The sequence below is a fragment of the Bifidobacterium sp. LH_512 genome (assembly GCF_056356435.1).
This window is the reverse complement of the sequence record NZ_JBKEUE010000001.1, coordinates 189,937-215,638: the sequence shown is the minus strand read 5'-3', so window position 1 is coordinate 215,638 and position 25,702 is coordinate 189,937. Positions and strand designations below refer to the sequence as shown.

The 25,702-nt window shown below is 57.0% G+C and carries 19 protein-coding genes and 4 tRNA genes; 2 read left to right on the top strand and 21 right to left on the bottom strand.

Features of this window, described 5'->3' with window-relative positions; translation table 11 throughout:
* The first annotated feature begins 31 nt into the window (after positions 1-31).
* Positions 32-2,599, top strand: coding sequence for a glycogen debranching protein GlgX (glgX, locus tag AC1AWD_RS00870; protein WP_476563201.1), 2,568 nt, complete (start codon positions 32-34; stop codon positions 2,597-2,599).
* A 242-nt stretch (positions 2,600-2,841) separates the two neighbouring features.
* On the opposite strand, the gene rpsI is transcribed toward glgX, so the two are convergent.
* From rpsI to AC1AWD_RS00810, 12 genes are all read right to left on the bottom strand, one after another.
* On the bottom strand, positions 2,842-3,333 hold the full coding sequence (gene rpsI, locus AC1AWD_RS00865) for a 30S ribosomal protein S9 (RefSeq protein WP_476563200.1): 492 nt from the start codon (positions 3,331-3,333) through the stop codon (positions 2,842-2,844).
* Between the two features lie 21 nt (positions 3,334-3,354).
* A complete protein-coding gene (gene rplM / locus AC1AWD_RS00860; RefSeq protein WP_476563199.1) occupies positions 3,355-3,804 on the bottom strand; it encodes a 50S ribosomal protein L13 in 450 nt (149 codons plus the stop codon).
* Between the two features lie 261 nt (positions 3,805-4,065).
* Positions 4,066-6,237 (bottom strand): 4-alpha-glucanotransferase, encoded by a 2,172-nt coding sequence (malQ, locus tag AC1AWD_RS00855; RefSeq protein ID WP_476563198.1) that lies wholly within the window; start codon positions 6,235-6,237, stop codon positions 4,066-4,068.
* A gap of 90 nt (positions 6,238-6,327) precedes the next feature.
* The gene (locus tag AC1AWD_RS00850) at positions 6,328-7,053 is read right to left on the bottom strand and encodes an AbrB family transcriptional regulator (protein ID WP_476563197.1); all 726 of its coding nucleotides are present in this window, start codon (positions 7,051-7,053) and stop codon (positions 6,328-6,330) included.
* Positions 7,054-7,069: 16 nt separating this feature from the next.
* Positions 7,070-7,708, bottom strand: coding sequence for an IMPACT family protein (locus tag AC1AWD_RS00845; protein ID WP_476563196.1), 639 nt, complete (start codon positions 7,706-7,708; stop codon positions 7,070-7,072).
* A 16-nt stretch (positions 7,709-7,724) separates the two neighbouring features.
* Entirely contained in the window at positions 7,725-8,666 is a 942-nt protein-coding gene (locus tag AC1AWD_RS00840; RefSeq protein ID WP_476564506.1) for a D-2-hydroxyacid dehydrogenase family protein, read from the bottom strand.
* Between the two features lie 115 nt (positions 8,667-8,781).
* Positions 8,782-9,987 carry a CapA family protein gene (locus tag AC1AWD_RS00835; RefSeq protein ID WP_476563195.1) on the bottom strand — a complete coding sequence of 402 codons (1,206 nt, stop codon included), beginning with the start codon at positions 9,985-9,987 and terminating at the stop codon, positions 8,782-8,784.
* A gap of 701 nt (positions 9,988-10,688) precedes the next feature.
* Positions 10,689-10,776 (bottom strand) — tRNA-Ser (locus AC1AWD_RS00830).
* A gap of 115 nt (positions 10,777-10,891) precedes the next feature.
* Entirely contained in the window at positions 10,892-11,824 is a 933-nt protein-coding gene (locus AC1AWD_RS00825; protein WP_476563194.1) for an EamA family transporter, read from the bottom strand.
* Positions 11,825-12,642: 818 nt separating this feature from the next.
* A complete protein-coding gene (locus AC1AWD_RS00820) occupies positions 12,643-13,038 on the bottom strand; it encodes a hypothetical protein (RefSeq protein ID WP_476563193.1) in 396 nt (131 codons plus the stop codon).
* A 28-nt stretch (positions 13,039-13,066) separates the two neighbouring features.
* Positions 13,067-13,462 (bottom strand): hypothetical protein, encoded by a 396-nt coding sequence (locus AC1AWD_RS00815; protein WP_476563192.1) that lies wholly within the window; start codon positions 13,460-13,462, stop codon positions 13,067-13,069.
* A 114-nt stretch (positions 13,463-13,576) separates the two neighbouring features.
* Positions 13,577-14,035 (bottom strand): hypothetical protein, encoded by a 459-nt coding sequence (locus AC1AWD_RS00810; protein ID WP_476563191.1) that lies wholly within the window; start codon positions 14,033-14,035, stop codon positions 13,577-13,579.
* A gap of 134 nt (positions 14,036-14,169) precedes the next feature.
* Here AC1AWD_RS00810 and dinB point away from each other — a divergent pair, with 134 nt between their 5' ends.
* Entirely contained in the window at positions 14,170-15,444 is a 1,275-nt protein-coding gene (gene dinB / locus AC1AWD_RS00805) for a DNA polymerase IV (RefSeq protein ID WP_476563190.1), read from the top strand.
* A 26-nt stretch (positions 15,445-15,470) separates the two neighbouring features.
* Here the strand turns inward: dinB and dapC are convergent, their stop codons facing one another.
* The 9 genes from dapC to AC1AWD_RS00760 all read right to left on the bottom strand — a co-directional run bounded on the left by dapC (position 15,471) and on the right by AC1AWD_RS00760 (position 25,680).
* The gene (gene dapC / locus AC1AWD_RS00800) at positions 15,471-16,625 is read right to left on the bottom strand and encodes a succinyldiaminopimelate transaminase (RefSeq protein WP_476563189.1); all 1,155 of its coding nucleotides are present in this window, start codon (positions 16,623-16,625) and stop codon (positions 15,471-15,473) included.
* Between the two features lie 281 nt (positions 16,626-16,906).
* The gene (gene fdxA, locus AC1AWD_RS00795; RefSeq protein WP_476563188.1) at positions 16,907-17,227 is read right to left on the bottom strand and encodes a ferredoxin; all 321 of its coding nucleotides are present in this window, start codon (positions 17,225-17,227) and stop codon (positions 16,907-16,909) included.
* A gap of 150 nt (positions 17,228-17,377) precedes the next feature.
* Positions 17,378-18,862 carry an amino acid permease gene (locus tag AC1AWD_RS00790; RefSeq protein WP_476563187.1) on the bottom strand — a complete coding sequence of 495 codons (1,485 nt, stop codon included), beginning with the start codon at positions 18,860-18,862 and terminating at the stop codon, positions 17,378-17,380.
* 146 nt (positions 18,863-19,008) lie between these two features.
* Positions 19,009-20,244: an FAD-binding protein gene (locus AC1AWD_RS00785; RefSeq protein WP_476563186.1), complete on the bottom strand. Its 1,236-nt coding sequence runs from the start codon at positions 20,242-20,244 to the stop codon at positions 19,009-19,011.
* A 260-nt stretch (positions 20,245-20,504) separates the two neighbouring features.
* Entirely contained in the window at positions 20,505-20,675 is a 171-nt protein-coding gene (gene rpmG / locus AC1AWD_RS00780; RefSeq protein WP_003807891.1) for a 50S ribosomal protein L33, read from the bottom strand.
* A 50-nt stretch (positions 20,676-20,725) separates the two neighbouring features.
* Positions 20,726-20,799: transfer RNA gene (locus AC1AWD_RS00775), tRNA-Met, on the bottom strand.
* Positions 20,800-20,804: 5 nt separating this feature from the next.
* Positions 20,805-20,876 (bottom strand) — tRNA-Thr (locus AC1AWD_RS00770).
* 1 nt (position 20,877) lies between these two features.
* Positions 20,878-20,959, bottom strand: a tRNA-Tyr gene (locus AC1AWD_RS00765).
* Between the two features lie 161 nt (positions 20,960-21,120).
* Positions 21,121-25,680 carry a transglutaminase domain-containing protein gene (locus AC1AWD_RS00760; protein ID WP_476563185.1) on the bottom strand — a complete coding sequence of 1,520 codons (4,560 nt, stop codon included), beginning with the start codon at positions 25,678-25,680 and terminating at the stop codon, positions 21,121-21,123.
* Positions 25,681-25,702 lie beyond the last annotated feature (22 nt).

Sequence of the window (25,702 nt, the reverse complement as noted above, 5' to 3'; positions counted from 1 at the left end):
CAATCCAAGCGCCCGCAACTACAATGGGTTTATGAAGAATCCATCGCTGCATCGTTATGCCACTCGCCCTGGCTTTTATTTCACTGATGATGGCGGCGCGGACGCCGTGGTCCGATCGGAAACCGCCGATCAGGTTTGGCTCAGCGTCATCGAGCCGCTGGATAAGCCCACGGCCTTCTACAATGATGCGATTCGTCTGCGAAATGATTCCTTCGATAATTGGGAGCGTGATCTGCGCGAATACCATGTGGCGACGCGCGTTATTGAATCATTGGGCTTGCGCGAGACGCTGTTTCGCATGCAGGGGCCGAATTATGGCTTGTGGTATGTGCATCTGCCGAAAGCCTGGGACGGCATGCAATACGGCTACCGCGTCGATGGGGCGTGGGATCCGAAGCATGGCGTGCGCTTCAACCCGTATAAAATCCTGCTTGACCCGTACGGCAAAGGCATTGAAGGCCGTCTCGACTATGTGCCGGCGGCATTTTCGTATGAATGCGACATCATCGACCGTAAGATTCGCGGTTCGGCGTTCGGACCGAAAAGCACATTGGATTCGCTGGGCTGCGTGCCGCTTTCCGTGGCGATAGATGATCGTGACAGCACCAAGCATGATAACGATCCTTCGCATCCGCATATTCCGTGGAGTAAAACCGTTATCTACGAACTGCATGTGAAGGGGTTCACTGCGAACGCTCCGTGGTTGCCGGAAGAGCTGCGCGGCACGTATGCGGGGCTCGCGCATCCGCGGACGCTGGCCTATTTGCAGAAATTGGGCGTGACGTCGATCGAACTGCTGCCGATTCAGGCGAAGCAGGATGAGCCGATGCTGTTGGAGCATAATCGCCCCAATTATTGGGGTTATTCGACGTTGAATTACTTCTCCCCCGAACCCTCGTATGCGACGAAGGCCGCACAGACCGCCGGCGCCGTCGCGGTGCGACGTGAAGTGATCGATATGGTTCGTGCGCTGCATGAGGCCGGTTTTGAAGTGATTATGGATGTGGTGTACAACCACACCTGCGAAGGCGGCGTTGAAGGTCCGACCGTTTGCTGGCGTGGGCTTGATTCGCTGTCGTATTACCGTTCGCAGCCAGGTAATGAGGGATTGCTGCAAGATACGACGGGTTGCGGCAATTCCTTGGATTTCACGAATACGCATGTTGTGACGTTTGCGGTTGATTCGCTGCGATATTGGGCCAAACGTATCGGCATTGACGGTTTCCGTTTTGATTTGGCGACGACGTTGGCGCGTCTTGATGGCGAGTTCACGAAGCATCATCCGTTTTTATACGCGCTGCGCAGCGATTTGCTGCTGGGCAATCTCAAACTGATTATGGAACCGTGGGATTTGGGCGATCGAGGCTGGCGTACCGGCCAATTCGGCTTGCCGTTCGGCGAATGGAACGATCGTTTCCGCGATACGGCGCGCACGTTCTGGCTGACCAATGTGGATTCGCCTACGGACGGCGGCACGGTGACCATGCAGGAAATCGCCACGCGCCTGTGCGGTTCGGCCGATATGTTCGCCAGCGATCCGGGGCGTGGAGCGACGGCATCCATCAATTATGTAGCCTGTCATGATGGTTTCACGCTTGCCGATTTAACGCAGTATGCAAGCAAACACAATATGCCGAATGGCGAAAACAATAATGATGGCAGCAATATCAATTATTCGACGAATTTTGGCGCGGAAGGCCCCAGCGATAATCCGGCGATCAACGCGAAACGTGAACGGGCCGCAATGAATCTGATCGGCATGCTGGTGTTGTCGTTGGGGACGCCGATGCTGTTGGCCGGTGACGAATTCGGCAATTCGCAGCAGGGCAACAACAATGCCTATTGCCAGGATAATGACACGAGTTGGCTGGATTGGTCGTGGCTGTTGGGTCCTGCTGATTCGCCACAGCGCCGCCGTGCTGATACGACTGCCGAGCTGATTGCCATTCGTAAATCGCTTGACCAGTTCCATCATGAGGATTTTTTCACGCGTTTGACGCAGCTAGGATTGTTGAAGCCGTCGAGTCGTGTGCAATGGTTTTTGCCGGATGGGACGACGCCTATGGAGCAGGATTGGTTCGATGCGAATATTCGCAGTTTTGTGATGCGACTGGTGTCGAATGAGGACGCCGATATTTTGATTGTCGTCAATGGCGCCCGTCAGGATATGACGTTCCATTTGCCTTCGGATAGTTTGTGGGAGTGTTTGTGGTCTTCCGCTGGCCCGGTTTCGGATGCGGACGGCACGATTATTGTGTCGCCGCTGCCGCAGGAGGACGGAGGCGATTCCGATGACGGCACGGCCACCGGCGGCGACGCTACGGTTTGCAACGACGCTGGCACGGGCGGAAAGTCTGGTGAAACCGGCGAATTCGGCAAGCTCGGCAAAGCCGGAAAGCTCCGCAAGACTACGGCGAATGCCGATGGCGACGACTATGTGACGCATAGTGATTACGCCGATGAGGATGCGGGTAATGACGATAAAGACACTGATGACGAAGTGGCGAAGGTGCCGAACGATGTATTCCCAGGATTCACCGCGCAGACATTCCCCATTCCTGCGTTAAGCATCAACCTCATGCGTCAGATGACATACTGACGCAACCCGCACCCCACAATCCAATTTCGTTAAAACCACGTGGTTTTAACGGTTTGAACACCCCAGAACCCCGCATTCCGTTAAAACCCCGTGGTTTTAACGGATCAGTAGCGCTTCCAGGCTTCCTAATCCGTCATATCGGTACCGGTATGACGGATTAGGAAGGCGAGGGGAAGGGAAGGAAGGGTAAAGAAAAACCCTCGGGTGGGAATCCGAGGGTTTTTCGTATAAGCAGTAAAGCTTTAGCGCTTCGAGAACTGCGGAGCGCGACGTGCCTTGTGCAGACCAGCCTTCTTGCGTTCCACGACGCGAGCGTCGCGGGTCAGGAAGCCGGCCTTCTTCAGGGCGGCGCGGTTCGCATCACGATCGATGGCGTTCAAAGCGCGGGCAACACCCAAGCGGATGGCGCCGGCCTGGCCGGTGGTGCCGCCACCGTCAACGAGGACGATAGCGTCGAACTTGCCTTCGAGCTTGAGCAGCACGATCGGGGAGTTCACTTCACGCTGCAGCAGCTTGGCCGGGAAGTACTCTTCCAGGGTACGGCCATTGATGCTCCACTTACCGGTGCCCGGAACCAGACGGACGCGGGCGACGGCTTCCTTGCGACGGCCGGTGCCGTAGCCCGGAGCAATCGCGGAGGTGCCGGTGCCTGCACCGGAGTTGGTTTCGGTGGTGTACGAGGTGAGCTCCTCTTCGGTTTCGAGAACCGCGGAGTTGTTGGTGTTTTCAGCCATGTTTCTCTATCTCCCTTCGGTTCACTTACCCTGCTGCGAGACCTGGGCGATCTCGAAGACCTGCGGCTGCTGGGCAGTGTGCGGGTGTTCGGCGCCACGGAAGACGCGCAGACGACCCAGCTGCACCTTGGACAGACGGTTCTTCGGCATCATGCCCTTGATAGCAGCAGTGATGATGCGTTCCGGCTTGTTCTTCAGCAGCTCGGCGTAGGTATCACGACGCAGGCCACCCGGACGACCGGAGTGCATGTACAGTTCCTTGCCCATCTTGTTGCCGGTCAGAGCGATCTTGTCGGCGTTGATGATGATCACGTGGTTGCCAGAATCAGCGTGCGGAGCGAAGGTCGGCTTGTTCTTGCCGCGCAGCAGAATGGCAGCCTGGCTGGCGAGACGGCCGAGCACAACGTCAGAGGCGTCGATAATGTACCAGTCGTGAGTCAGATCAGCTGGCTTCGGTGTGAAAGTTTTCACGATGTACCTTTTCTATTCATTGTGTTCCGGGCTTAACAACATGGCCTTCGCGTTGAAGCTTCGCTCAGGCGAATCGTAAAGCCTCATTATCCGTGGGCTCCCTGAAAGTCCTCGATGGCGAGTGGGAAAGCGCTTTGAAGGACCCCGTAGGGAAACACAACAATCTATTAGTGTATCGCCTGCCTTGACATTCGGCAAGCCGCGACGTCACACGCGACGCGGACAAATCTCCAGCACAATGGATTGCGTTGGGCGGGGCAATCAGCCGCGCATGATTCCTGCGATACGCTGCAAACGCGGATTATCGAACAGCGTCTCCAGCGGCACGACATCGCCATGGGCGTCAGCCAAAGGAATACGCCAATTCGGATATTCGTTGTTGGTGCCCGGCTGGTTCTGCGCACGCTTCTCCCCTACGGCGTCAACGATCGAAGCGGCCATCAGCTTGCACGGCGATCCCTTCAGACCGCGATACAACGCATCCACAATCTCATCTTCGTTGGCGATTTCGTCGTCAAGCATCGACCTGTCGAGATAGCCGTTTTCGACGAGCATATTGAGCATCGCATTATGTTCCGCCGTCGCAGATGCTTGGAATTCCTCAACCGGACCGGTCAGCAGGCCTAGACGTTCACGCAGTTTGACATGCTCGTATTCCAAATATCCGGCTGCCGGCGGCAGATCATGCGTGTTGACGGAAGCCAACGCGTATGGACGCCAATCCTTCGGAGCGCGGAATACGCCATCGCACTGTTCGAACCATTCGACAGCGCACCCGAGGATGCCGTGAGACGACAAGGATTGAGCGACATACGACGGCACGACGCCAAGGTCTTCGCCAACGACGACGCCATTCGCACGGCTGGATTCAATGGCAAGGATACCGAGCATGATGTCGGAATCGTAGTGCACGTACGCACCTTCGGTTGCAGGCTTTCCGGACGGAATCCACCACAGGCGGAACAGGCCCAGAATATGGTCGATGCGCACTGCGCCGGCGCTGGCGAACATGCCGTGCACCATATCGCGATACACCTTGTAGCCAGTACGCTCCAATTCGATTGGATTCAGCGGAGGCTGGCTCCAATCCTGACCTTGCTGGTTGAACATATCCGGCGGAGCGCCAACAGTGGCGCCACGAGCGAACCGTTCCGGATACCACCATGCGTCGGCGCCGCTCGGGTGAACGCCAACCGCCATATCAGCCATAATGCCGATATGCATGCCGGCATCACGTGCGGCCTGCTGCGCATCGCTCAACTGTTCGACGGCAATCCATTCCATCCAACGATAAAAATCAAGCGTATCCGGATACTGTTCACGCAAACGCGCGACTTCAGGCGAATCCTTCGTCAAACTCTGCGTCCAACCGGCGTTTTCGCCATCGCCATCCGGAGCGCCCAACTTGTCATAGCACAAGCACCATGTGGCATACGCTTCCAATTCGTCACCGCACGAATGCTTGTAAGCATCAAACGCATCCTGACGAGCCTGGCTGCGACCGGCCTTGTAAATCATCCACAATGCACGCATCTTCGTACGCCACATCGCGTCACGATCAATAATCTGCGCATCGCCGTTCAACGGTTCAACATCACTATGCAACGCATCGACCGCTGCTTTGTCTTCAGCCGGTAACGTCGCATACTCGTCGACGTCTTCAGGACGAATATATGTGAAATTCACAAAACGACGAGATACCGGCAAATATGGCGACGGAGTCAGAGGAGAGACCGGCTCGGCGGCATGCAGCGGATTGACCAACATGAAATCAGCGCCGGTCTTACGCTTGGATTCAACCAGCAGATCCTTCAAATCGTGATAATCGCCCACGCCCCACGACTTATCGGAGCGAATCGAATACAGCTGGCTCATCCATCCCCACAGTGACCCTTCCCTCATCGGATCGAGCAGGTCGACCTTTTCGGGAGCGCTGATCAACGTCGCATCCTGCGTACGCCATCCGGAACGCACGTGCAGCGTATGGTAGCCGACCGGCAAATCCGATGGAAGATGCACGGCCGCCGTAGCCATGAACGTGCCGTTTACTTCGAAAGCCTGAGCACCGCCGCCTGGGCCGATGATGATATCGCCCTCATACTCTTCGCCGTTTTCCAACGTGATTGTGGCCGAAGGCACTTCCATGATGGCGGTGTTCACCAAAACGGTATCGTCATGGCCGACGATATGCAGCACGGTGGGAGCGACCAATCGTTGATGACGCTCGTCACACAGCGACTGCAACGAATCTTCGATTTCCTTGTCGTCAGAGGCGTCGATTCCCAAGGCCGCGAGGACAGACACCAGAACATCATCTTCGATTTCATGGTAATCATGGCTCATGCCGACATAGCTGGTCGCAATACCGGCCATCTTTGCAAGGCGAATCAATGGCCGGGCAAGACGCCGTTCACTTTCGGTCTTCTCTGTCATACAAACAGTGTATGCCAAAACGTCACCGGTTCCCGGCCTGCAACACACGCCTAAGACACACGTCGACGACTCATTCGGAAATCTTCCGCGTCAACGACTGTTCGCGGCCTTCGCAACCTCGGCCGACGCATCATCCTTCAAACGTGCAAGCGTTTCCTCGGAAGTGTTCGGATTCAACGCGACCGCGCGACGGACCATCGACGACAACACCGCCGGAGCATCCGGCTCCAATTCGACGCCCAATTTCGACAGAAAATCAAGCGTTTCAACGTCGGTTTCCGTACTTTGTGCGCCTTCCAGACGCATTTTCCACGATGTGCGCTTGTTATGCAAGGCAATGGTGCGCGTTTCGTGATCAGCGTCCTTCGTCAGACGCCCCACCAGCCAGTTTTTGTCATCCGTATTGGCAGCCACCGCGCGGCGGACTTCCGGTGATTCGTCGACCGACAGTTTGACCAGCACATTCGGGAACGGCATGGTCTGCGCCAGGAAAATACGATCTTCCAGCGGCGTATGAGGGTTGCCCGCGACAGCCTCCAACAATGCGGTGGCACGCGAGAATCCCGCCTGGTCGGAGCGGTCCGGCAACGATCTACGCGCGAATTCGCTAAGCTCAGCCGAATCGGTCGAATGGCGGAGACGCTCATACGTGACAGTCAGCGGTTCGAAAGCCTTTGGCAGTCCGGATTCCTCAGACGATTGCGCGGCATTGTCGGCATTCTCAACAGCCGCAACATTTTCGACAGACTCAGCAGCAGCCGCATTCACTGCGACCTCGTCCGCCACGTTTTCACTGATTTCGCTGGTATCGCTCATACCATCACCTTATCCCCTACAGCCTCACCGGACGGCTCAGCATGTCGAGCGGGTCCGGCGTCACAGATGCATTAAATGCTTCACGCACGCGCATCTCAAAATCATCGCATTCATCCTGCGGCACAATCGCGCTCATCACAATGCGATCAGTGTACTGTTCATCAGCCTGCTCGCCGTCGCATCGTGACAGAATCTGCTGGAACATGCCCAGCTGCGTGTATTCCAATCGCACACGATACCGTCGGCATGGCACAATCGCCGCAATCTCAGCCGCTTTCACCGCAATCGACGCACCAGTCGAATATGCGCGAATCAAACCGCCCGACCCCAACAAAATGCCACCGAAATATCGAGTGACGGCAACCACGCAATCCGTCAGATCATTGGCACGTATCACATCAAGAATCGGCTTTCCAGCAGTGCCGGAAGGCTCACCATCATCGCTCATGCGCTCGCTCAGACGTCCGTCGGCGCCGCCGCATACCGCCGCATAGGCGACATGACGCGACTTCGGATGCTGCTCGCGAATCGTTTCAACGAATGCGAGCGCCTCGTCCAAGGAATCGATATGGCAGGCGTCGCCGATGAATTCCGATTTCTTCTCGACGAATGCGTCGTGCGCCGGCCGGTCGGCGGCGTTCATGATGGTGCGCATGGGTTGGGGTCACCTTTCAGACGACGGCGTTGTAGTTGCCGCCTTGGAAGAACGAGGCGACAGCTTCAATGACCTGCTTGGTCAGATTAGCGTAAGCACCGTCGGAGCGCCATGCGACGTGTGGCGTCAGTACAAGCCCGTCGATGGCGCAGAGCGGATCGTCGGCGGCAAGCGGCTCATGCTCGTACACGTCAAGCGCCGCAGGAATGTCGCCGCGCTGCAGACGCTTCAGCAAAGCACCCGGTTCGATGACTTCGGCGCGGGCCGTGTTGATGAACAGCGTTCCGGAGCGCATTGCATCAAGGTCAGCGGCGGTGATGATGCCGCGCGTGGCTTCCAAAAGCGGCATGTGTACGGAGACGACATCAGCGTTTGCGATCAGTTCGCGCATATCGTCGACAGGTGTGGCGCCGCATGCGGCGAACGCTTCCGGCGGAACATTGCTGCTCCATGCGAAAACCTGCATGCCGTAAGCGTTCGCGATGCGAGCGACCGTCTGGCCGATGCCGCCAAGACCAATAATGGCAAGCTTTTTGCCGTACAAGTCGAAGCCGTCTTCGCCATCCCAGTTACCGGCCCGCACCTGTGCGTCCAAACGCCCGACGCGGCGCGTCAATTCCATCAGCAGCGCCATCGTATGCTCGGCGACGGCATGGTCGCCGTAATGCACGACATTGCATACGCGAACGCCCATTTCACGGGCAAGGTCAAGATTGATGTAGCTGGCGACGCCTGTGCCGCCGAATGCGAAGCATTTCGCATGTATGCCGAGCGTGCTCAGAACACGGTCGCTGCAATGGATGCCGATCACAATGATCGCGTCCGCATCTTCGCAGCGACGGATGATCTCATCCTCATCCAACGTGTAATCCGTGAACATGCGCAGGCGGGCGACGTTTTCCAGCAGGCTCGCCCAGCGCCGGAACGGTTCGAGCATCGCCTCGAACACGGCCGGCATAACCACCAGCGGCAGGTCGGTGCGTTCCGGCTGCGTTTCGATAATATGCGGGTATGTTGCGTTGTTGGACGATTCGGACACGCGAGGCCTCCTTTATGTACGCGATGCGCCTTCATCATTCTGCCGCAATATTCCATTCGCGTACAATCGTCGAATCCGCGCCAAGCGAATAGATTACGCTGCGCACGCGCTCGCGCACCTGTTGATCGTAGCTTTCAGACCAGCACACGTCGGCGTCATCCGTCAACGGACACCATTGATACGAGCCCTGATGTTCGTTCGCCGTGGCCAGCCAATCGATACGAGTCACGCGCCAGGAGCCTTCCACGCCTTTCTTACCGGCGAATTGCACGCGAGCGGTAACGCCCTGATTATTGACCATGGTCTGCGGCGTGTTCGCCGACTCGGTTACAGCATTGCCAAGGCCATAGATAATCCACGTATTGTTGTAATGCTCAATCGGCTGCGCGCAATGGCATCCGGCGCCGTAAATCAAATCGAACGCGCCGGTATCGGCCAATTCATGCGCTTCGGAAACCTGCCAGGAGTCAGCGTAATCAATATATTCCTGCACGGAATGCATGGCGATTGCTACAACGTCGGCGCCCTGTTCGCGTGCTGCCTTCGCCTTGGCCACCGCCTTGTCGATATCACTTTGATGATTGGGGTCGCTCTGTTCGCGCAAACGGTCGACGCGCCATTCCGTGTCGGCCTGCATGCCGTTCAGCGACACCGTTCCTGCTATCAGGCCAAGTTTGCCGCCTCCGGTCGGCGAATCGATGACAAGCGGCTTCCATGAATCCTCCTCGGTTTTATACGAACCTGTTTGTGCAATGCCGTTCGCTTCCAACGTATCCCACAAGCGGGTGACGCCTTCCGCGCCCTGATCCCAGGAATGATTGGACGCATGCGTGCAGGCGTCGTAGCCGATATCAGCTGCGGCGTCCGCGACTTCGGCGGGAATATTGAAAATCGGATAGGCGGAATATGGGCCGCCGCGTTGCGCGATCGGCGTTTCGAATTCGCAGATGGCGATGTCGGACGCGTCGATATATTGGCGCATCGGCTCGAACAGGCCCGTAAAATCGAAGGCCGTGCCATCGGTGGCCGTTGGATTGACGGCATACTGATTCCACAGGCCTTCATGAAAGAGCAGGTCGCCATTGACAAGGACGGCGATGCAATCGGTGTCCGGGCAGTCCGGAGAGTTGCCATGATGCTCGACGACGGGATCGGGCACGGACGTCGTTTTGTCGAGAGTCCCCGACCGTTGCGCCGCACCGGTGGAATCGGCCGATGAAACGCCGCTTCTGCCGATCATTAACCATATTGTGGCGCATAACGTCGCGATAAGGATGATTGCGGTCATTCCGGCGGCAATCGCAACATGCGAAGGGGACGCAGATGAGACACGCCGGGCGTGTCGTGTCGCATAACGTGGGCGTGCCATAATGCCTCCTTGCTCGTACGCCGTTCCCCCAACGCGCGGTCAAACGCTTCATCCGTAACGAATGCCGACAAAAGCCTGTAAAAACGCCGGGAATACAACATCGACATTACCGCAAAACCCCGCAGGCTGCGCATACCCCGCGCGCGTTGCCGCGGCAAAAAATTCGACATTCGCACAACAATCGTTTACCCGGCTTGACAGCGGCGCATTGAGACACCACCGAGCATCATCGTGCATGAAAACAACCGAAATCCGGACGGGCTTCTTCTGATTTTCAGCGTTCTACCAGTAAAATGAAACGCAAGGAGACGGAGACAATGGCGTACCCCGCCTCCGCCTACCCATCGCACCCCTATCCCATGTTTCTTGCTTTCACCGAATTACGCCGTTCCATGGATACCCCTTAAAAATCCATACCCGGCCATTTCCCCTACTAGCTATGCCAAAACACACCGTATTGCGTATGAAAACGCAACTTTGCCTCTTTTGGTGAGGAACAGCGAAACCGTTGGAATTCCAACGGTTTGAGTATGAAAAAAGGGTTTTGAGCAAACAATCAAAACCCTTAGAAGCGGAGTCAGAGGGATTCGAACCCTCGAGCCGCTAAACACGACTAACACCTTAGCAGGGTGCCCCTATCGGCCACTCAGGCATGACTCCATGTTTTGTCGACCAATCGACGCAACAGCATGTGACTATAGCACCTACCCGTGGACGAAACACCGAAAACACCAAAAACTGGAATTTTCCCTCACGCCCCGCACGTATCACAGCGCTACACCGGATTCTTATCCCCCGAGAACGTCACGACGACCGCCACAATCACCAATGCCACACCAACGCATTCCAAAACCGTCGGAATCTCGCCGAACGCCAATCCGATCGCCGTGGCCACTGCGGGATTGATGGATTGCATCACCGAGAACGCGCCGGACGTGGTACGGCGCATCACCACCTGGTCAATCAGATACGGCGCAAACGAGGCGCACAGCGAAATCACAAACAGCAATGCCAGCAATTTGAGCGCACCTCCCGGCTGCGCCGCCCACGTAGCATCAGCCTTCGGATGAATCACATGAGACACTGCGCCCGGAGCCAATATCAGAGACTGCAATATCCATCCGACCGTGATGCCGATGCACAGGTTATCCAACGAATTGCCGCCCGATGCAACGCGGCGCCCCAACACGATATACACGCCCCACATCGAACCGCCGATCAGAATAGCGATTAAACCAATCAGGAAACGTCCGCCGGCATCGCCATTCAACGACACTCCAGCCAACAGCACCACACCGCACGCGGCAATCGCGACGCCCAAACGCTCACGCCAACTGCGGCCCGTCAGCATGGCGACCGTCAAAGGCCCCACGAATTCAATGGCGACCGCCATACCCATGTTCATGTTGCTGATGGCCACATAGAACATCGTGTTCATCAGCACGACGGCGACACCGCAGCCGGCGACAGTCAGCCATCCGCGTGAATCATGAGGGAGCCCCGGTCTACGCGACGCGCGCCATGGACGACGCCATAGCAGCATCAGCACAGTCATGAATCCCACGCGATACCACACCGCATACAACGGGTCGAGCTGTTCGAACGCCACTTTCGCGAATGCCGTCGCCAAATAGATGATCAACGCTTCGCATGCCACAATCGCAAACACCGGCATGCGGTCCAGGATTCCCAAAATCGCCTTCTTCACAGCGGACACATTACTCCGAGTGCGGCCGAGTGTTGCCGAGGCGGAACGGAATGTCGCTATGAACGGTGACAGGGGAGACAGACCAAACGGCGAAGCAAATGGCAACACAAACGACAAGACAAACAACAGGACGAGGAAACAAACCAAATGGCAGGGCAAAAAGTGAACAAAGACAAGATAAACGGCAGGACAAAAACGGAACGAAAAATTCAGTGGGCACTTTTTGCGTTCAGTGGGCACTCAAATCAGAGCACCCATCAAATGCCGACCTTGGAATTCCGCGTATTTCCTCACACGCTTCCAAGAACGCATCCTTAATTCGGTGCCCACTGAACGCAAAAAGTGCCCACTGAAGCACGCATCGTCATCTGACGATTGAAAATCCCCTCGCAAAGGGCAAAATTCCGAATTCCTGGGCGCAACCGGGAATACGAAAGGGCCGACTTCTGTAGAACCCGGCCGGGCGGTCCTTGGCCTCGGCTTCCTCCCAATGGACGATGGCGCGTTCTATGCGTTTGCCGCCGATGAGCGAGGCGGGCAGGCCGTCGTCGGCGAAGATTGTTCCGGGCCTGTCTCCGGCGCGGCAGCGTGCGAGGAGAAACCATGCTCAACCGAAACAATGGGCCGCGCGGCGGCCTGTACATGTGGCTGATGGCGGTCATCGTCATCTGCCTTATGCCCGCGATACATCCTACCTCGGGCGGCATCGTCGTGATGGCAATCGCCACCTGGGCGACACCCGAAAGCCAGCAACGGTACCCGGCCCGTACGTGCGTTCATGCACGGACGGGCCGAGCACGCTAGGTTTCGGCTACTTTTCAGTAGTCAATCGCATCCCGCCATGTGTCATACCGGCATGTAACCGATGTTTCGGATCCGGTGACCCGTCGTTCGTCAATCGTGTGGCCGCTGAATATGATTTCGCAGGAGACGTTGTCCTCCAGTCCGCCGGAATCACGTTCAACCATCAAGGTGAGCAGTCCGTCGTTCTCAAGCCAATCGTCCGGAGCAACTTTCAACCAGTCCCCTTTGATTCGGGTTTCGAGAACCGTCTCGCTCTGCGACTCAATCCTGACGGTCCCCGACTCCGCATAGGCGCGAAATTCGAGATGAGCGCCGGCATCGTCGCTTTGAACCGATGCCCCGGCGCAACCAGACATGAGTGCAAACGCCGCCAGGCACAGGCCGGAAAACAATGGTTGCTTTTTCCTCATCGATCGTTCCTCCTGTTCGGACCGCGCCTCAGAATCCCGCACATAAGGGCAAGACTGTTGTCACGACAATGAACACAGCCATCAGCATGAATATGTTCATGGAAGAATCCGCGCCCGATGCGGTATCGGAAGACACGACGCCGATGGATCCGCCGCCAGCTGAATCGTCAAACCCAGATGGCGCGTTCTTGCGGATCGCGATGTCCCCCTGCTCCACTTGTACAGACTCGGGGACAATAGCGCGTGCAGCTTCGTTGAGCGGTGAGATCCTGCTGTTTTCCATCGAATAATACGCACGGGAGAATCCATCGCTGACGAGAGTGGTGCTGTCACCGTCATCGAGCAGGGACGCCTCTTCTATATCGGGAGAAAAATTCCCCACCTCCAGACTTCCGTTGTTGTCCCAGATCGTGATCCTTCCCACCAATCTACCTTCAATCTCAACGGGCGCCACCCAGTCGTAATCCTGCGGGTCCGTGATTGTGTTCGTTATAACGGTCATGGCCTGCTCAGGTATGGACGCCTGTAACGGTCTTATTCAGATACCAAGTTTTGCATGTCCTTCGGTGCCGAACCCGTTCCGTGCGTGCGCCTTAAGGATGTCGATCGCAATCCTTGGCCCACGGCTATCGACGATTCCCTGAACCAGGCGAATGGCCTCGTCCTGATCAATGGGAGCGTCCTGGCACGCGTCAATCAGGAAGGGATTACCGGATTGTTTGGCGAATCTCTTCAAACCTTGCGGTATCTCGACGCCTTCCGCCCGACGCAGAACCGCGTCGATGACCAATTCAAGATTTGTGCGCTGCTCTCCATAGATCATGTATTCCGCAAGTACTGCACCATACGGCCTGTCCTCACGGTATTGGACTGAGACGCAGAGATTGACCAGCAGATCTTTGATATCGGCTATTGCGCAGGACAGGGAGCGGACCTGCTCACGAAGCTCCTCAAGATCGGATTCGTCCGTCCGGTCCTCCTTGTTGGAAAACGGCAATGTTCATCATCCTTTCGACCGCCGAGGCGACGGCCTCGCCCACGCTCTCGGACAATACCCAATCCTATCTCTCCACCAAGCGTCCCGCACCCGAACGCTTCCAACATGGCCGCTCTCGCGCGTAGGATGGTGCCATGAGTACAGCACCACGCGTCGAAGCGGCCAAACGGGATTGGGGTCATGATGAGACCGGCTGCATCGTGCTGCATATCGATATGGATGCGTTCTATGCGTCGTTGGAGATCGCACGGCATCCTGAACTGCAGGGCAAGCCTGTGATCATCGGTACCGGGCCGCGTTCGGTGGTATCGGCGGCGAACTATGAGGCGCGCAAATACGGCATCAATTCGGCGATGGCGAGCGCCCACGCCCGCCGCTTGTGCCCGAATGGCGTGTTTCTTCCTGTGGACATGGCGTATTACCGGTCGATGTCGCATGCGATTTTCAGCGGGGTGCTGTCGCAGGTGACGGGTCGCATCGAGCAGGTGTCAGTGGATGAATGCTATATGGATGTGTCCGGCGCACTGCTGCGCTGGGGTTCGGCGACCGCGATTGCACGGTGGATTCGCCGTGAGGTTGAGACGCGGTTTCATGTGACGTGTTCGGTTGGCATTGCGGGCAATAAATTGGTGGCGAAGATGGCTTCGACGAATGCGAAGCCGAATGGCATGCTGCTGATTCCTCTTGATAGGCACGCCGAGTTCGTGCAGATGATGCCGTTGCGTGGTCTTCCCGGGCTCGGGCCTTCTTTGGAACGTCGTCTGAACGCGTGGGGCGTGGATTCCGTGGCTGATTTGGCGCAGATGGATGAGTCGACGCTGGCCCGTGCGGTCGGCTCCGCTTCCGTCGCGCATGATTTGCTGTTGGCGGCGCATGGCGTGGATTCGCGTGTGGTGACACCGTATACGCCGGAAAAGTCGATCGGGGCGGAACGTACGTTCAAGACTGATACGCGCGACATGCGCCAAGTGTGCGATCTGCTGCGGCGCTGCTGTGATGAGACGGCGTCGTCGTTGCGGCGGCGTGGTCTGATGGCACGCACGCTGACGGTGAAGCTGCGGTTCGCCGATCTGAGCTACCGAACAAAGGCACATACGATGCAACGGCCGACGGATGCGGCGAGCGTGCTGTATCCGCAGGCGGTTTCGCTGTTGCGGCAGATGCTGATGATTGCCGAAGACGCGTCCGATGCAACGCCGTTGCCGCAGCTGATTCGTCTTGCTGGCGTGAGTGCGAGCGGCCTGTGTGAGACGGAGACTGCCGTCGTGCAGCCGTCGATTGATGACGTGTTGGAAGAGGCCTCCACACCGCAGGGCATTACGCATTCCGAAAAGATGCGTAACGCCGAGCAGGCTTTGGATGCGGTTCGGCAGCGATTCGGCAAATCAGCCGCCGGATTCGGCGCCTAACAGGGCCGTATGTTGCGGCTTTGGGTTTAGCGCACGAGACGTTCGGCCGCGTCGGCGATGGCTTCGTCACTGGCGGTGGCGGAGAAACGCAGGTATTCCGGTGCGCCGTAAAACTCGCCGGGGCTTGCGATAATGCCGATTTCAGCGAGCGCGGCCATATCCTTCCAGCAATCGCCGGACTTGGCTTTCACCCACACGTACAGGGCGCCATCCGGCATATCCGTGCAATAACCGTATGCGCGAAGGCCGCTGACCAGTGTGGCGAGACGTTCACGATAGCGGGCATGCTGCGCTTTCACGGATTCAATATCACGTAATCCTGCAGCCATGGCAGCCTGCACGGGGCCTGGAATAATCTCGCCAATCTGTTTACGGTAATCGATCATTTCCGCGATCAGCGTGGCATCGCCAGCAATGAATGCCGTACGATACCCGGCCATATTGGACTGTTTGCTCAGCGAATACAATGTCAGTACACCATCCGCACTGCCATCACACACGTCGGCGCGCAGCATGCAAGGCGCGTCAAGCAAACCTGATGCGGCGGGCGTTTCGTCCGCAACACCCCTGCTCCAGCGCATCAGCGCATAGCATTCATCCGACAATACAACCGCACCAATGCGGCGTGCGGCGGCGACAATACCAGCCATCTGCTGGGCGGTCAGCATGTCACCGGTCGGATTGCACGGCGAATTCACCCACACGGCCTTTACACCGGACACATGCTCCCAGGACGCCGTATCGGCGATGTCATCGACTTTCAAAACGCGGGCGCCAGCCAACTGCGTGCCAATCTCATACGTCGGGTAAGAGATGCGCGGCTGCACAACAACATCCCCTTCACCCAAGTGCAGCAGGGACGCCATCAACGCGACGGCCTCCTTCGAGCCGACCGTCGGCACAACACTGGCGCCAACGCCCTGCAAGTCAACACCACGTGTATTCGCAAACCATGCGTCGATCGCGTCACGCAAATCCTGCGTGCCGATTGTGGCGGGGTAACCGTACGCGTTCGCATCATTGGAAGCAACAGCCAAGGCTTTACGCACCGAATCGGGCACCGGATCCACCGGCGAGCCGACCGAAAGGTCGATCATACCGCCGAACGCGGCATTGGCGGTACGCTTGTAGCCCGCAATGCGAGACCAGTCGTACGGGGACGAAAAAGCATGGAATCCCATAATGTCGACCTTTCAAACAGTAGTCACAATAACGTAACAAAACTCCCCACCCTTGCCACTCCCCTCCTCAGTTTCGTTAAAACCCCGTGGTTTTAACGAAATCGAGGCCCAACAAACCGCCAAACCGTCAAAACCCCGTGGTTTTGACAAAATAAGGCGAAAGGCCTCCCGACGGGTGCGGGAGGCCGGGATGTGTCGCAATCAGCGCGCGGTGCGCAGGTCAGCGCACGTAGCGCGAATGGCGGTTAGCATGTAGCGTGTGGCGCAGGAACAAACGAAAATCAGGCGTTGTGCGGAGCCAGCGCGGCGACCTGCTCCGGATCCTTGCCGAGCGGGCCGACGGCGGAAGCGCCACCCAGATCGCCGACTTCAGCGAAGAAGCTGACGGCGGCATCCTTGTACCATGCCCACTCCTCCGGCAAATCATCCTCGTAGAAAATCGCCTCGGTGGGACAGACCGGTTCACATGCGCCGCAATCAACGCATTCGTTCGGATTGATGTACAGCGAGCGCGCGCCCTCGTAAATGCAGTCGACAGGGCATTCGTCCACGCAAGCCTTGTCCTTGACGTCAACGCATGGTTCAGCGATCACGTATGGCATGGTTACCTCCTTATATCACGTATAAGGGTACTGCAAAGTCTTGTCGAATACGGTTTCGGCAGGGCCGTTGCATAATCAAAAAGCCTTGAAAATGCATCGACCCTGCCGATGAGGCTGCGCTGTTTACTGCTTTGCCTACTTTGCCAGCTTTTACTGCTTGGCCTGCTTGTCGCGGGTCAACTGGCCGAGCAGCGCATGACGGTAGCCGTATCCGAAATAAATCGCAAAACCGATGATCAGCCACACCACAAAACGAATCCACGTCAGCACCGACAGATTCAGCATCAGCCACAGATTCGCCACCGCAATCAGAATCGGAATCCAAGGATTGCCGGGCAGCTTGAACGTGCGAGGCAGGTCAGGACGACGCTTGCGCATGACAGGAACCGAAATGGCCACCAAGGTGAACGCCGACAGCGTGCCGATATTCACCATGTCGGACAGCACGGAAATATCAAAACAGGCAGCCACCACTGCAGTGATCACGCCCATGACAATCTGCAGGCGTGCAGGCGTACCATGCCTGCCGGTGTGGCTCAGACCACGAGGCAGCAGGCCGTCACGGCTCATCGCGAACACGACGCGCGTCACGCCGAGCAACAGCACCATAATCACCGTGGCCAAGCCCAGAACGATGCCGAAACTGATAAGCTTCGCCGCCCAAGTGGCACCCACCAGTTCGAACGCCGTAGCCAACGACGGATCCGACTGAGCCGCCAAATCCTTATACGACACCATGCCGGTCGTCACAATGGCAACGAGAATGTACAGCACAATCACCAACGCCATGCCGACCACGATACCCAAAGGAACGTTACGCTTCGGATTCTTCGTCTCTTCAGACGCCGTAGCGACCACGTCAAAACCAATAAACGCGAAGAACACGAGAGCTGCGCCGGAAATAATGCCGGGAATGCCGTAAATGCTTGGCGTCGTGCCGGTAGCCCACTGCCACAACGGCTGATTCATCACCGCTTCACTCGACGTGGCCGGCTCGCTCGGAGGAATGAATGGCGTGAAATTCTCCGCCTTCACATAGAAGAAGCCGACAATCACCACAAACAGCACAATCGCGATCTTCAACACCGTCATCGCGCCGTCAACGCGCGCGCCAAGCTTGGTGCCGAACACCAGCAGCGTCGTAAAGAACGCGACCACCACAACCGGCGCCAGATCAATGGCCAGCGGCCCGACTTGAATATTCGTGTTGAATCCCCAACCCATCAGGCTGAAGAAAACATTCAAATACACGCCCCAATATTTGGAAATCACCGATCCCGCCATCAGCATTTCCAAAATCAGATCCCAGCCGATGATCCAGGCGACGATCTCGCCGACCGTCGTATAGGTGAACGAATAGGCGGAGCCTGTCACCGGAATCATCGACGCGAATTCCGCATAACACAACACCGCGGCGCCGCACGCAATGCCCGCGATCACAAAGCTGACAATCACCGCCGGACCGGCATGAAAGGCCGCAGCCTGCGCGCCGACCGAGAAAATGCCGGCGCCGACCGCAACTGCGACGCCCATAATGGCCAAATCCCACCATGTAAGCTCACGCTTGAGCGCGTGGCCCTGTTCTCCTGTTTCAGCGAGCGATTGCTCTGCTGATTTCGTACGAAACAACTGCATCACATGCCTCGCTTCTTCTCGTTGCTCTCTCACGGCTTAAAGCTTCTGCCGCTCAGAGTAAGCAATGTGGGCATGCGCGGGTCAAAATTGCTTGCCATATGGACGAGATGTGCATCACAATATGTGAAGCATCGCAGCGTTCGATGCTACAAAGTCATGCCGATAACAACAGGCTCGGGAATCAGGCGCACACCGAACGATTCTTCGACGCCATCCTGCACTTTACGGGCCAATGCCGCAATATCTTCGGCGGTGGCGTTGCCGCGATTCGTCAATGCGAGCGTGTGCAGCGCGGATAATCCGGCGGCGGCCTCGGCATTGACTGCGTAGCCTTTATGGAATCCGGCGCGATCGATCAGCCAGGCAGCGGATGTTTTCACGCCCGGCGTGCCGTCCGGCAGAATCGCGTTAAAACGCGGCGCGTCATCGGGAAGTTTCGCAGCCTGGTCAATGCTCAGAATCGGATTCATGAAGAAACTGCCGCAGCTGTGACGGTTGTAATCGATGGCATCGCCCGTATTGCGTTCGGCATTGTGCGCATCCGCATCATGCTCATCAGCATTACGCTGCTGCGCGTTCAATGCGATCGCAACCTGATCCTCGCGCTTCGTGCCGGCCATTGCCGGATGCTTGTAGCGCGTCGCATCTTCCAACATTCCCTTGGACGCGCGCACCTGCAACACCGCATTGCGAATATCGCGCGTGCTCATTCGATCGCCGATTTCAACGCCAAGCGCATTGGCGAGCTGACCATAGCCGACCACGCCGGTCGCACTGTGGCGCAAAGCGAACGTCACCGACAGCACCACGTAACGCGGCGTCGGGAAAAACTCCTCCGCCGGCACACCGGGAGCCGCGTACATGCTTGATTTCAGCGCGCTCGAACGATAGCCGAACTGCAATTCTTCACAAGGCATCTCGCGAGTCTGTTTGGCGGCACGATCCCACACCTCCACCGATTCCACGCTGGTAGCGACTTCCTGACCATATGCGCCGATATTCTGCACCACCGACGCGCCGACCGTGCCGGGAATACCGGAAAGCCCCTCAACACCTTCCAAGCCAAGTTCAACGCAGTAAGCGACGAAATCATCCCAATTGCAGCCCGCTTCAGCATTCACGTGCACAATACGCTCGCCGTTTTCGACCGGAGCGGCCTCATCAGGAACGGTGATCGCACGACGGGCGTCGCGAACGACGATGCCGTTGAACGGCGTGTCGGCGACCAGCATGTTGGATCCGCCGCCGATGACGCATAACGGCAGGCCTTTGGAATCGGCCTCTTCAACGGCTTCGATAACGCCGACGCGTGTGGTCGGCTCAAGAAAACGGGCGATTTCGCCGCCTACGGCGATGGTGGTGATGTCGGCAAAACGTGTCATACGCCTCAGCATACACACTAACGCACTGCCTTGCGGTCACACCTGCTGGTGTAAGCGAACCCCATCAGCAAATGTGACCGAAAAACAAGGGAAAAACGGTCACAATTGCTGAAGAGATACGTCAACATCAGCAAATGTGACCGGAAGAGGCAGAAAGGTAGCAAGATGGAAAGACGGAACAACAGGACGACGAAAAAACAGAAAAACAAAAAGGCGGAAAACAAAAAACCCGACCGATTGGTCGGGTTTTGAAAGCTTGTTCAGCGGGTCTCGCGGTGCACAGTCTGCTTGCCGCAACGAGAGCAGAACTTCTTCAGCTCAAGACGATCCGGCGTGTTACGGCGGTTCTTCGTCGTGATGTAGTTGCGTTCCTTGCACTCGGTGCATGCCAGCGTGATGCCCGGACGAATGTCGGCGCTCTTGCTTGCCATTGGATTCACCTCTTGTGGTTCGTTGTCTACCGACGTTTGCCGGCCTTTAGTAGCGAGAAAGAGACTCGAACTCTTGACCTTACGATTATGAGTCGTACGCTCTAGCCAGCTGAGCTATCCCGCCATGAGAGCCTCGAGTGAGAATCGGACTCACGACCTCTTCCTTACCAAGGAAGTGCTCTACCACTGAGCTATCGAGGCGTGGCGGATAGTGGATTCGAACCACTGAAGCACGAAGCGACTGATTTACAGTCAGTTCCCTTTGACCGCTTGGGAAATCCGCCATGCTACCAGTTCTTGGTTGAACCCCGCAACCGGCAACAGGTGATAGTATGCACGAAACGAAGGAGCCGCGCAACTTCGGCGTGTCGCACACGTCATAAGCACTAAAAACGGCTATTTTCCAACGTTTTTAGAGCATCCTCCGCTATGCCAGCACGCAGCATCAATAGGAAAGAGGTTTACGCGATTTTCTCCATGACGCCGGAAAAAGTTGACGGATTCTTGATATATGCAAAGCCTCCCGCACACGTTCCACACGGTCCCATAACCCGTCATCCACCTTCGGAGCGCTACCAAAGGCGGCGCTTGCGGCTGCGGCACTGATCACACAAATATCATCCCCATATTGCGAATGCCACACATCCGCATTGCGCTGCACACAATATTGCGTTATCGCATATGCGATATCCGTGTCGCTATCGCTTGCCTGCCAGCGAATTCCAGCATCCCACGCACTATCCGTCACTTCATGCCAGGCAGCGCGCCACGCCTTCCCTGCATCACCTTCACCGCCTTCTGAAGAGGACGCACCGACAATCACATCATGACGGCGGCGGCGTCTCCAATTTCGCACTATCACAGGCGTCAGCGCGCATGCCAACGCAGCAAACACCGCACATGACACCGCTGTCGCAATACGTGCAACACGCCATCGCGATACTGCCGAAGCGTCAGCAAGCGACTGCGCGTCTTCCTCAGGCTCATCGGCATCAGCGGCGTTCGGCGACGCATCATCCTGCGTTGTGTCAGGCGCGTTCGGATCAGACGTAATCGTCATGTCCACGTCCGTGCCGTCATCCGACGAATCATCCTGCATATTCCGATCGGGTGTCGCCGGCGTTTGCACAGCGTCGCCGGAATCCTGCGACGTCGTATTGTTCGACGTGTCATCCGACGAAGCGGGTGTCACATCGAACGGCACCCAGCCAATGTTTTCAATATAGGCTTCCGTCCACGCATGCAAACGATTCGCAGACACCTGATACCAGCCATCCGAATCCTTTGTGACGTTCGGACTGTATCCCAGCACAATACGCGTTGGAATATTCATGGCGCGCCCCAGAATGGCGAGCGCGGTCGCATAATGCGTGCAATATCCGCGACGGGAGATGAGGAAATCGTTGATAACTTCCATATTGTTGCGGCCGTTGCCGTCGGGCGCGTGCAGCGTGTATGCAAAACCGTTCTCAGGATCAGTGAAAAAGCGTACCAAATATTGCATCGCTGCGATTTGACGCGATGTTTCTTCGTCGGACGACGACGCTTGTTTGATACGTATTCCATTCTTGGCCGCCTGATTGACGAATGATTGAATATGATCAGGCAATTCGCTTGGCAGATTCGAATAATTGTCGCGCACATATTCGTTGGAGCTGGTAACGATGCGGCTGAAGAACGCGCTGTGGCTGGTGATGGGATTTCCCGGCGTCCACGCGACTCCGATGGAAGCGGGAACATGCTGTTGAATGATGTCGTATATGCGTTCTTTGTTTTCACCATCCGATATTGCATCCGGTTGAGCGCCGGCACCGCTGCTCTCATTCCCGCTCCCGCCGAACGATGTTCCCACGCCTACAGGATTCGACGGCTGCGGCTCCTCCATCGACAACAGCAGTACGTCATTCCCGTCAGATGCGTACACCATCACCGACCATTCGTCATCGCCGACGTACGCGCGCTGCAGGAAATCATCAGCAAATTCATATTGATATGTTGTGCGTGTCACGCCACCGGCGGACTTCACCGAGTAGCTTTCGGCTTCCAACGTCGCCGCAACAGTGCCGTCCCGCAGACGTATCACGCCGGCCGATTCATCCAAGTTCACTGGAATCGCAAGAACCGTGTCCCACTGTTCGGCCAAACTATCCGCAATAAGCTGTTGACGTTGCGTAACGCGTTCGTTCCAAGCTTTGTAGATGCTTTGCTGCTGTGGCAAAAGCCGCTGATATATCTGCTTGACGGCATCTATTCGACTGAATCCGGCTTCGTCGGAAATCGGCTGCATATACAGGCTTTCCACGCTATATGACATGCCGTCGAACGTGGTGGATGTGCGACTGTATTCGCTACCGTCCTCATACGAGTTCCAACGTGAAGCCTGATCATTCAGATTGCTCACGCTGTTCGATAGGCCGAATGTGGGGAGAAAACGCGAAACGAGACTGGCGATTTCCACATCGCCCTGCACCTGCGCGTCAAACGGAATGGGCTCACCGTCATTTATTGCGCCGCTATTCGCGACCTCGAGCCCGTAATACATCGACCACGGATTGCTGAACACCGTCGCCGAATCACGGCTCACCACCATGCCGGAATCGCCGCCCGCCCCCAATCGGATGCCGGAACCATACAGATTCGCGGCATCCGTCAAAGGCTCGTCATAACGCCACGTGTCCCCGTCAAAATTCCCCAACGTACTCAAACGAAGACATTGCGGCGCATCCGCGTTATACCGCAGCGCGATCTGTGAAGAGCCACGCACCAGCGAACGTTTCAGATCAACGACCGGATTCACCATATTCGACGACAGCAATCCGTTCGAATCACCGAAAGACAATGGCACACCATACGCGACCTGCAGCATTGGAGGCACGGCATACAGGCTCAGCGCCGTCACCGCAATGACGGCCGTACCACGCAATACGACGCCGGCATCGCACGGGCGAACGGCTTCCAGCAGCACAATCCAAGCCGCGATCATGACGGCAAGCCACCACCACTGCGGACTGGCGCCGGCCAGAAGCGCACTCGCGGAGATTGAGATGACCGGCAGCAGGCCCATAAGCGGCATGCATGCGCGGCATAGCAGAAGCAGACGCATCATAATCGCCGCACAAGTCACGACGAGAATACAGACGATGTCGGCACGCCATGAGACTTGGACTGGGGGCAGCTGGCGATAGAGGTCTTCGAAGCCGAGGGTCAAGGTGGAGGAGGCTTGTTGGAGCCAGTTCATGGATTGCGGGGATTGAGGGGCTTGTGCGGCTTGCGTGTCTTGTGCGTCCTGTGGATTCTGGCTGGTTTGCGTGTCCTGCGCAATCTGGGCGTTCTGCTGCTGTTCGTCGGTGGGCCATACCAGCCACATGCCGGTATGCTGCATTGTCAGACTGTTGATAAGCGTAATCGCTGCGATCAGTGTGATCAGCGCAACCACCAGGCAGCGAGCGCACGCGATAAGCACGACACGCAGACGGCGGCGATTGCGCGTACTGCCGCGTTTGCCGCCGACGGAGACGCGGCCCCTACCGCAACCACGTCTTTCATCACGACCACGACCTATCGGAATTGCGGATTCGATTGCGACAAACGCGAATATGCCGTACGCGAATGGCGTCCACGTTCCCGGCTGGATCAGAGTGAATGCCGCGGCAATCGTCAATGCGAATAATGCGTACAGTGCGACGGCGGCGACGCATGAAGTCGAAATCGCCGCGAGAATGTCATGCATCCGCGTCTCTTCTGGCATGAGGGCGCCAGCATACGCTGATTCTGTGCGAGTTTGTTCAGAAGATGCCTTGTGCGATGACGAATATTGTGGTTGCGCCGATTGTTGATGTTGTGAGATTGAAATATGTTCCAGCGGCACCAGTGATGTCGGCATGTCGATAATATCCGCAGAAATTCTGGATTGTGCGATACGGCATTGTTCGGCCACATGCGAGGCGGCTTCAGGATTGACACTGATTGCGACCACTGTTGTTTGCGGATCGGCAAGAACGGCCCACAGGCTTTCAGGAATCTGGGCATCCTTGGCAGATTTGCTGGAATCCGCGGAATTGGCCGAATCAGTGACCTTATTGTTTCCAGCGCAAGCGAATAGTCGAATACGTTCTTCGTCCGTCTGCGCGGTGACAACGCCGTCAGTGACGATCGTCGCATGCGAAGGGATGCGCTGCGTCCACATTTCGGCGCGTGACACCAGTGCGTCAAGAAGATTGCCGTCATTCTCTCCATCCGATGATGCTGCGGAACTGGCATCCAGCCAAATGATGATGTTCCCTTGCCGCGGCGCATGCGAATCACGAACCATCAGATCGTCGTAGCGGGCGGTGTGATGCCACACGATACGCTGCATGGAATCGCCAGACATGTATGGGCGGACCATACCGGACTGCTCATCGTTGAACTGCAACGCATTACGCCGACTGCGAGCGCCGGCCTGTGTGGAGCCTGCGGCTTCGCTGGCCTTCGGCACCACATATGTCACGACGCCGCCCGCCAACGCCCGCCGCGCCTTGCATAATCCCAACGGGCCACGCCATCGGATAACGGCATATTCGCACCGATAATAGCCGCGCTTGTCGGGAACGGCGCGCAGAGTCGGCCCGATCGGCCGATCGTCAACATCGTAGGCGCGGTACAACAATGCGGATCGTGCGCGACGAGGCCACCATACGCCGCGCCAGACGAAGCGATGCGATCCTCGCGACGATACGACTTGTTCAGCCCAAATCCGACATCCGCACCATTGCGCGACAATCATCACAATATCAACGATTATCGCAACGCTTACCGCCAATGCCGCAGCGACCAAGGTCTGCTCGTCCATCAGCAAAGCGGCATACCATAGGGCGACTGCGAAAGCGACGGCGCATAATCCTTGCCCCGTGGGCGCAATCAGCGGCCAAGCCGCAATGGGGCGCCTCGTTGTGCATTCGGCGCGCGGCGCACCGTCAGCATTATTTCCGCTGCGCCCGCGTCGTCTTTCGTGATGCCACTTCATATGCGTCTGCCTTGCCTGATTG

Coding starts and splice junctions, on each gene's coding strand:
- rpmG (WP_003807891.1), bottom strand. CDS start 20,675: ATGGCAAGCAAGAGCGCCGACATTCGTCCGGGCATCACGCTGGCATGC.
- AC1AWD_RS00785 (WP_476563186.1), bottom strand. CDS start 20,244: ATGACACGTTTTGCCGACATCACCACCATCGCCGTAGGCGGCGAAATC.
- dinB (WP_476563190.1), top strand. CDS start 14,170: ATGAGTACAGCACCACGCGTCGAAGCGGCCAAACGGGATTGGGGTCAT.
- AC1AWD_RS00850 (WP_476563197.1), bottom strand. CDS start 7,053: ATGAGCGATACCAGCGAAATCAGTGAAAACGTGGCGGACGAGGTCGCA.
- AC1AWD_RS00840 (WP_476564506.1), bottom strand. CDS start 8,666: ATGCCGGCCGTGTTCGAGGCGATGCTCGAACCGTTCCGGCGCTGGGCG.
- rpsI (WP_476563200.1), bottom strand. CDS start 3,333: ATGGCTGAAAACACCAACAACTCCGCGGTTCTCGAAACCGAAGAGGAG.
- malQ (WP_476563198.1), bottom strand. CDS start 6,237: ATGACAGAGAAGACCGAAAGTGAACGGCGTCTTGCCCGGCCATTGATT.
- AC1AWD_RS00790 (WP_476563187.1), bottom strand. CDS start 18,862: ATGCAGTTGTTTCGTACGAAATCAGCAGAGCAATCGCTCGCTGAAACA.
- fdxA (WP_476563188.1), bottom strand. CDS start 17,227: ATGCCATACGTGATCGCTGAACCATGCGTTGACGTCAAGGACAAGGCT.
- AC1AWD_RS00760 (WP_476563185.1), bottom strand. CDS start 25,680: ATGAAGTGGCATCACGAAAGACGACGCGGGCGCAGCGGAAATAATGCT.
- dapC (WP_476563189.1), bottom strand. CDS start 16,625: ATGGGATTCCATGCTTTTTCGTCCCCGTACGACTGGTCTCGCATTGCG.
- AC1AWD_RS00835 (WP_476563195.1), bottom strand. CDS start 9,987: ATGATCGGCAGAAGCGGCGTTTCATCGGCCGATTCCACCGGTGCGGCG.
- glgX (WP_476563201.1), top strand. CDS start 32: ATGAAGAATCCATCGCTGCATCGTTATGCCACTCGCCCTGGCTTTTAT.
- AC1AWD_RS00845 (WP_476563196.1), bottom strand. CDS start 7,708: ATGCGCACCATCATGAACGCCGCCGACCGGCCGGCGCACGACGCATTC.
- AC1AWD_RS00820 (WP_476563193.1), bottom strand. CDS start 13,038: ATGAGGAAAAAGCAACCATTGTTTTCCGGCCTGTGCCTGGCGGCGTTT.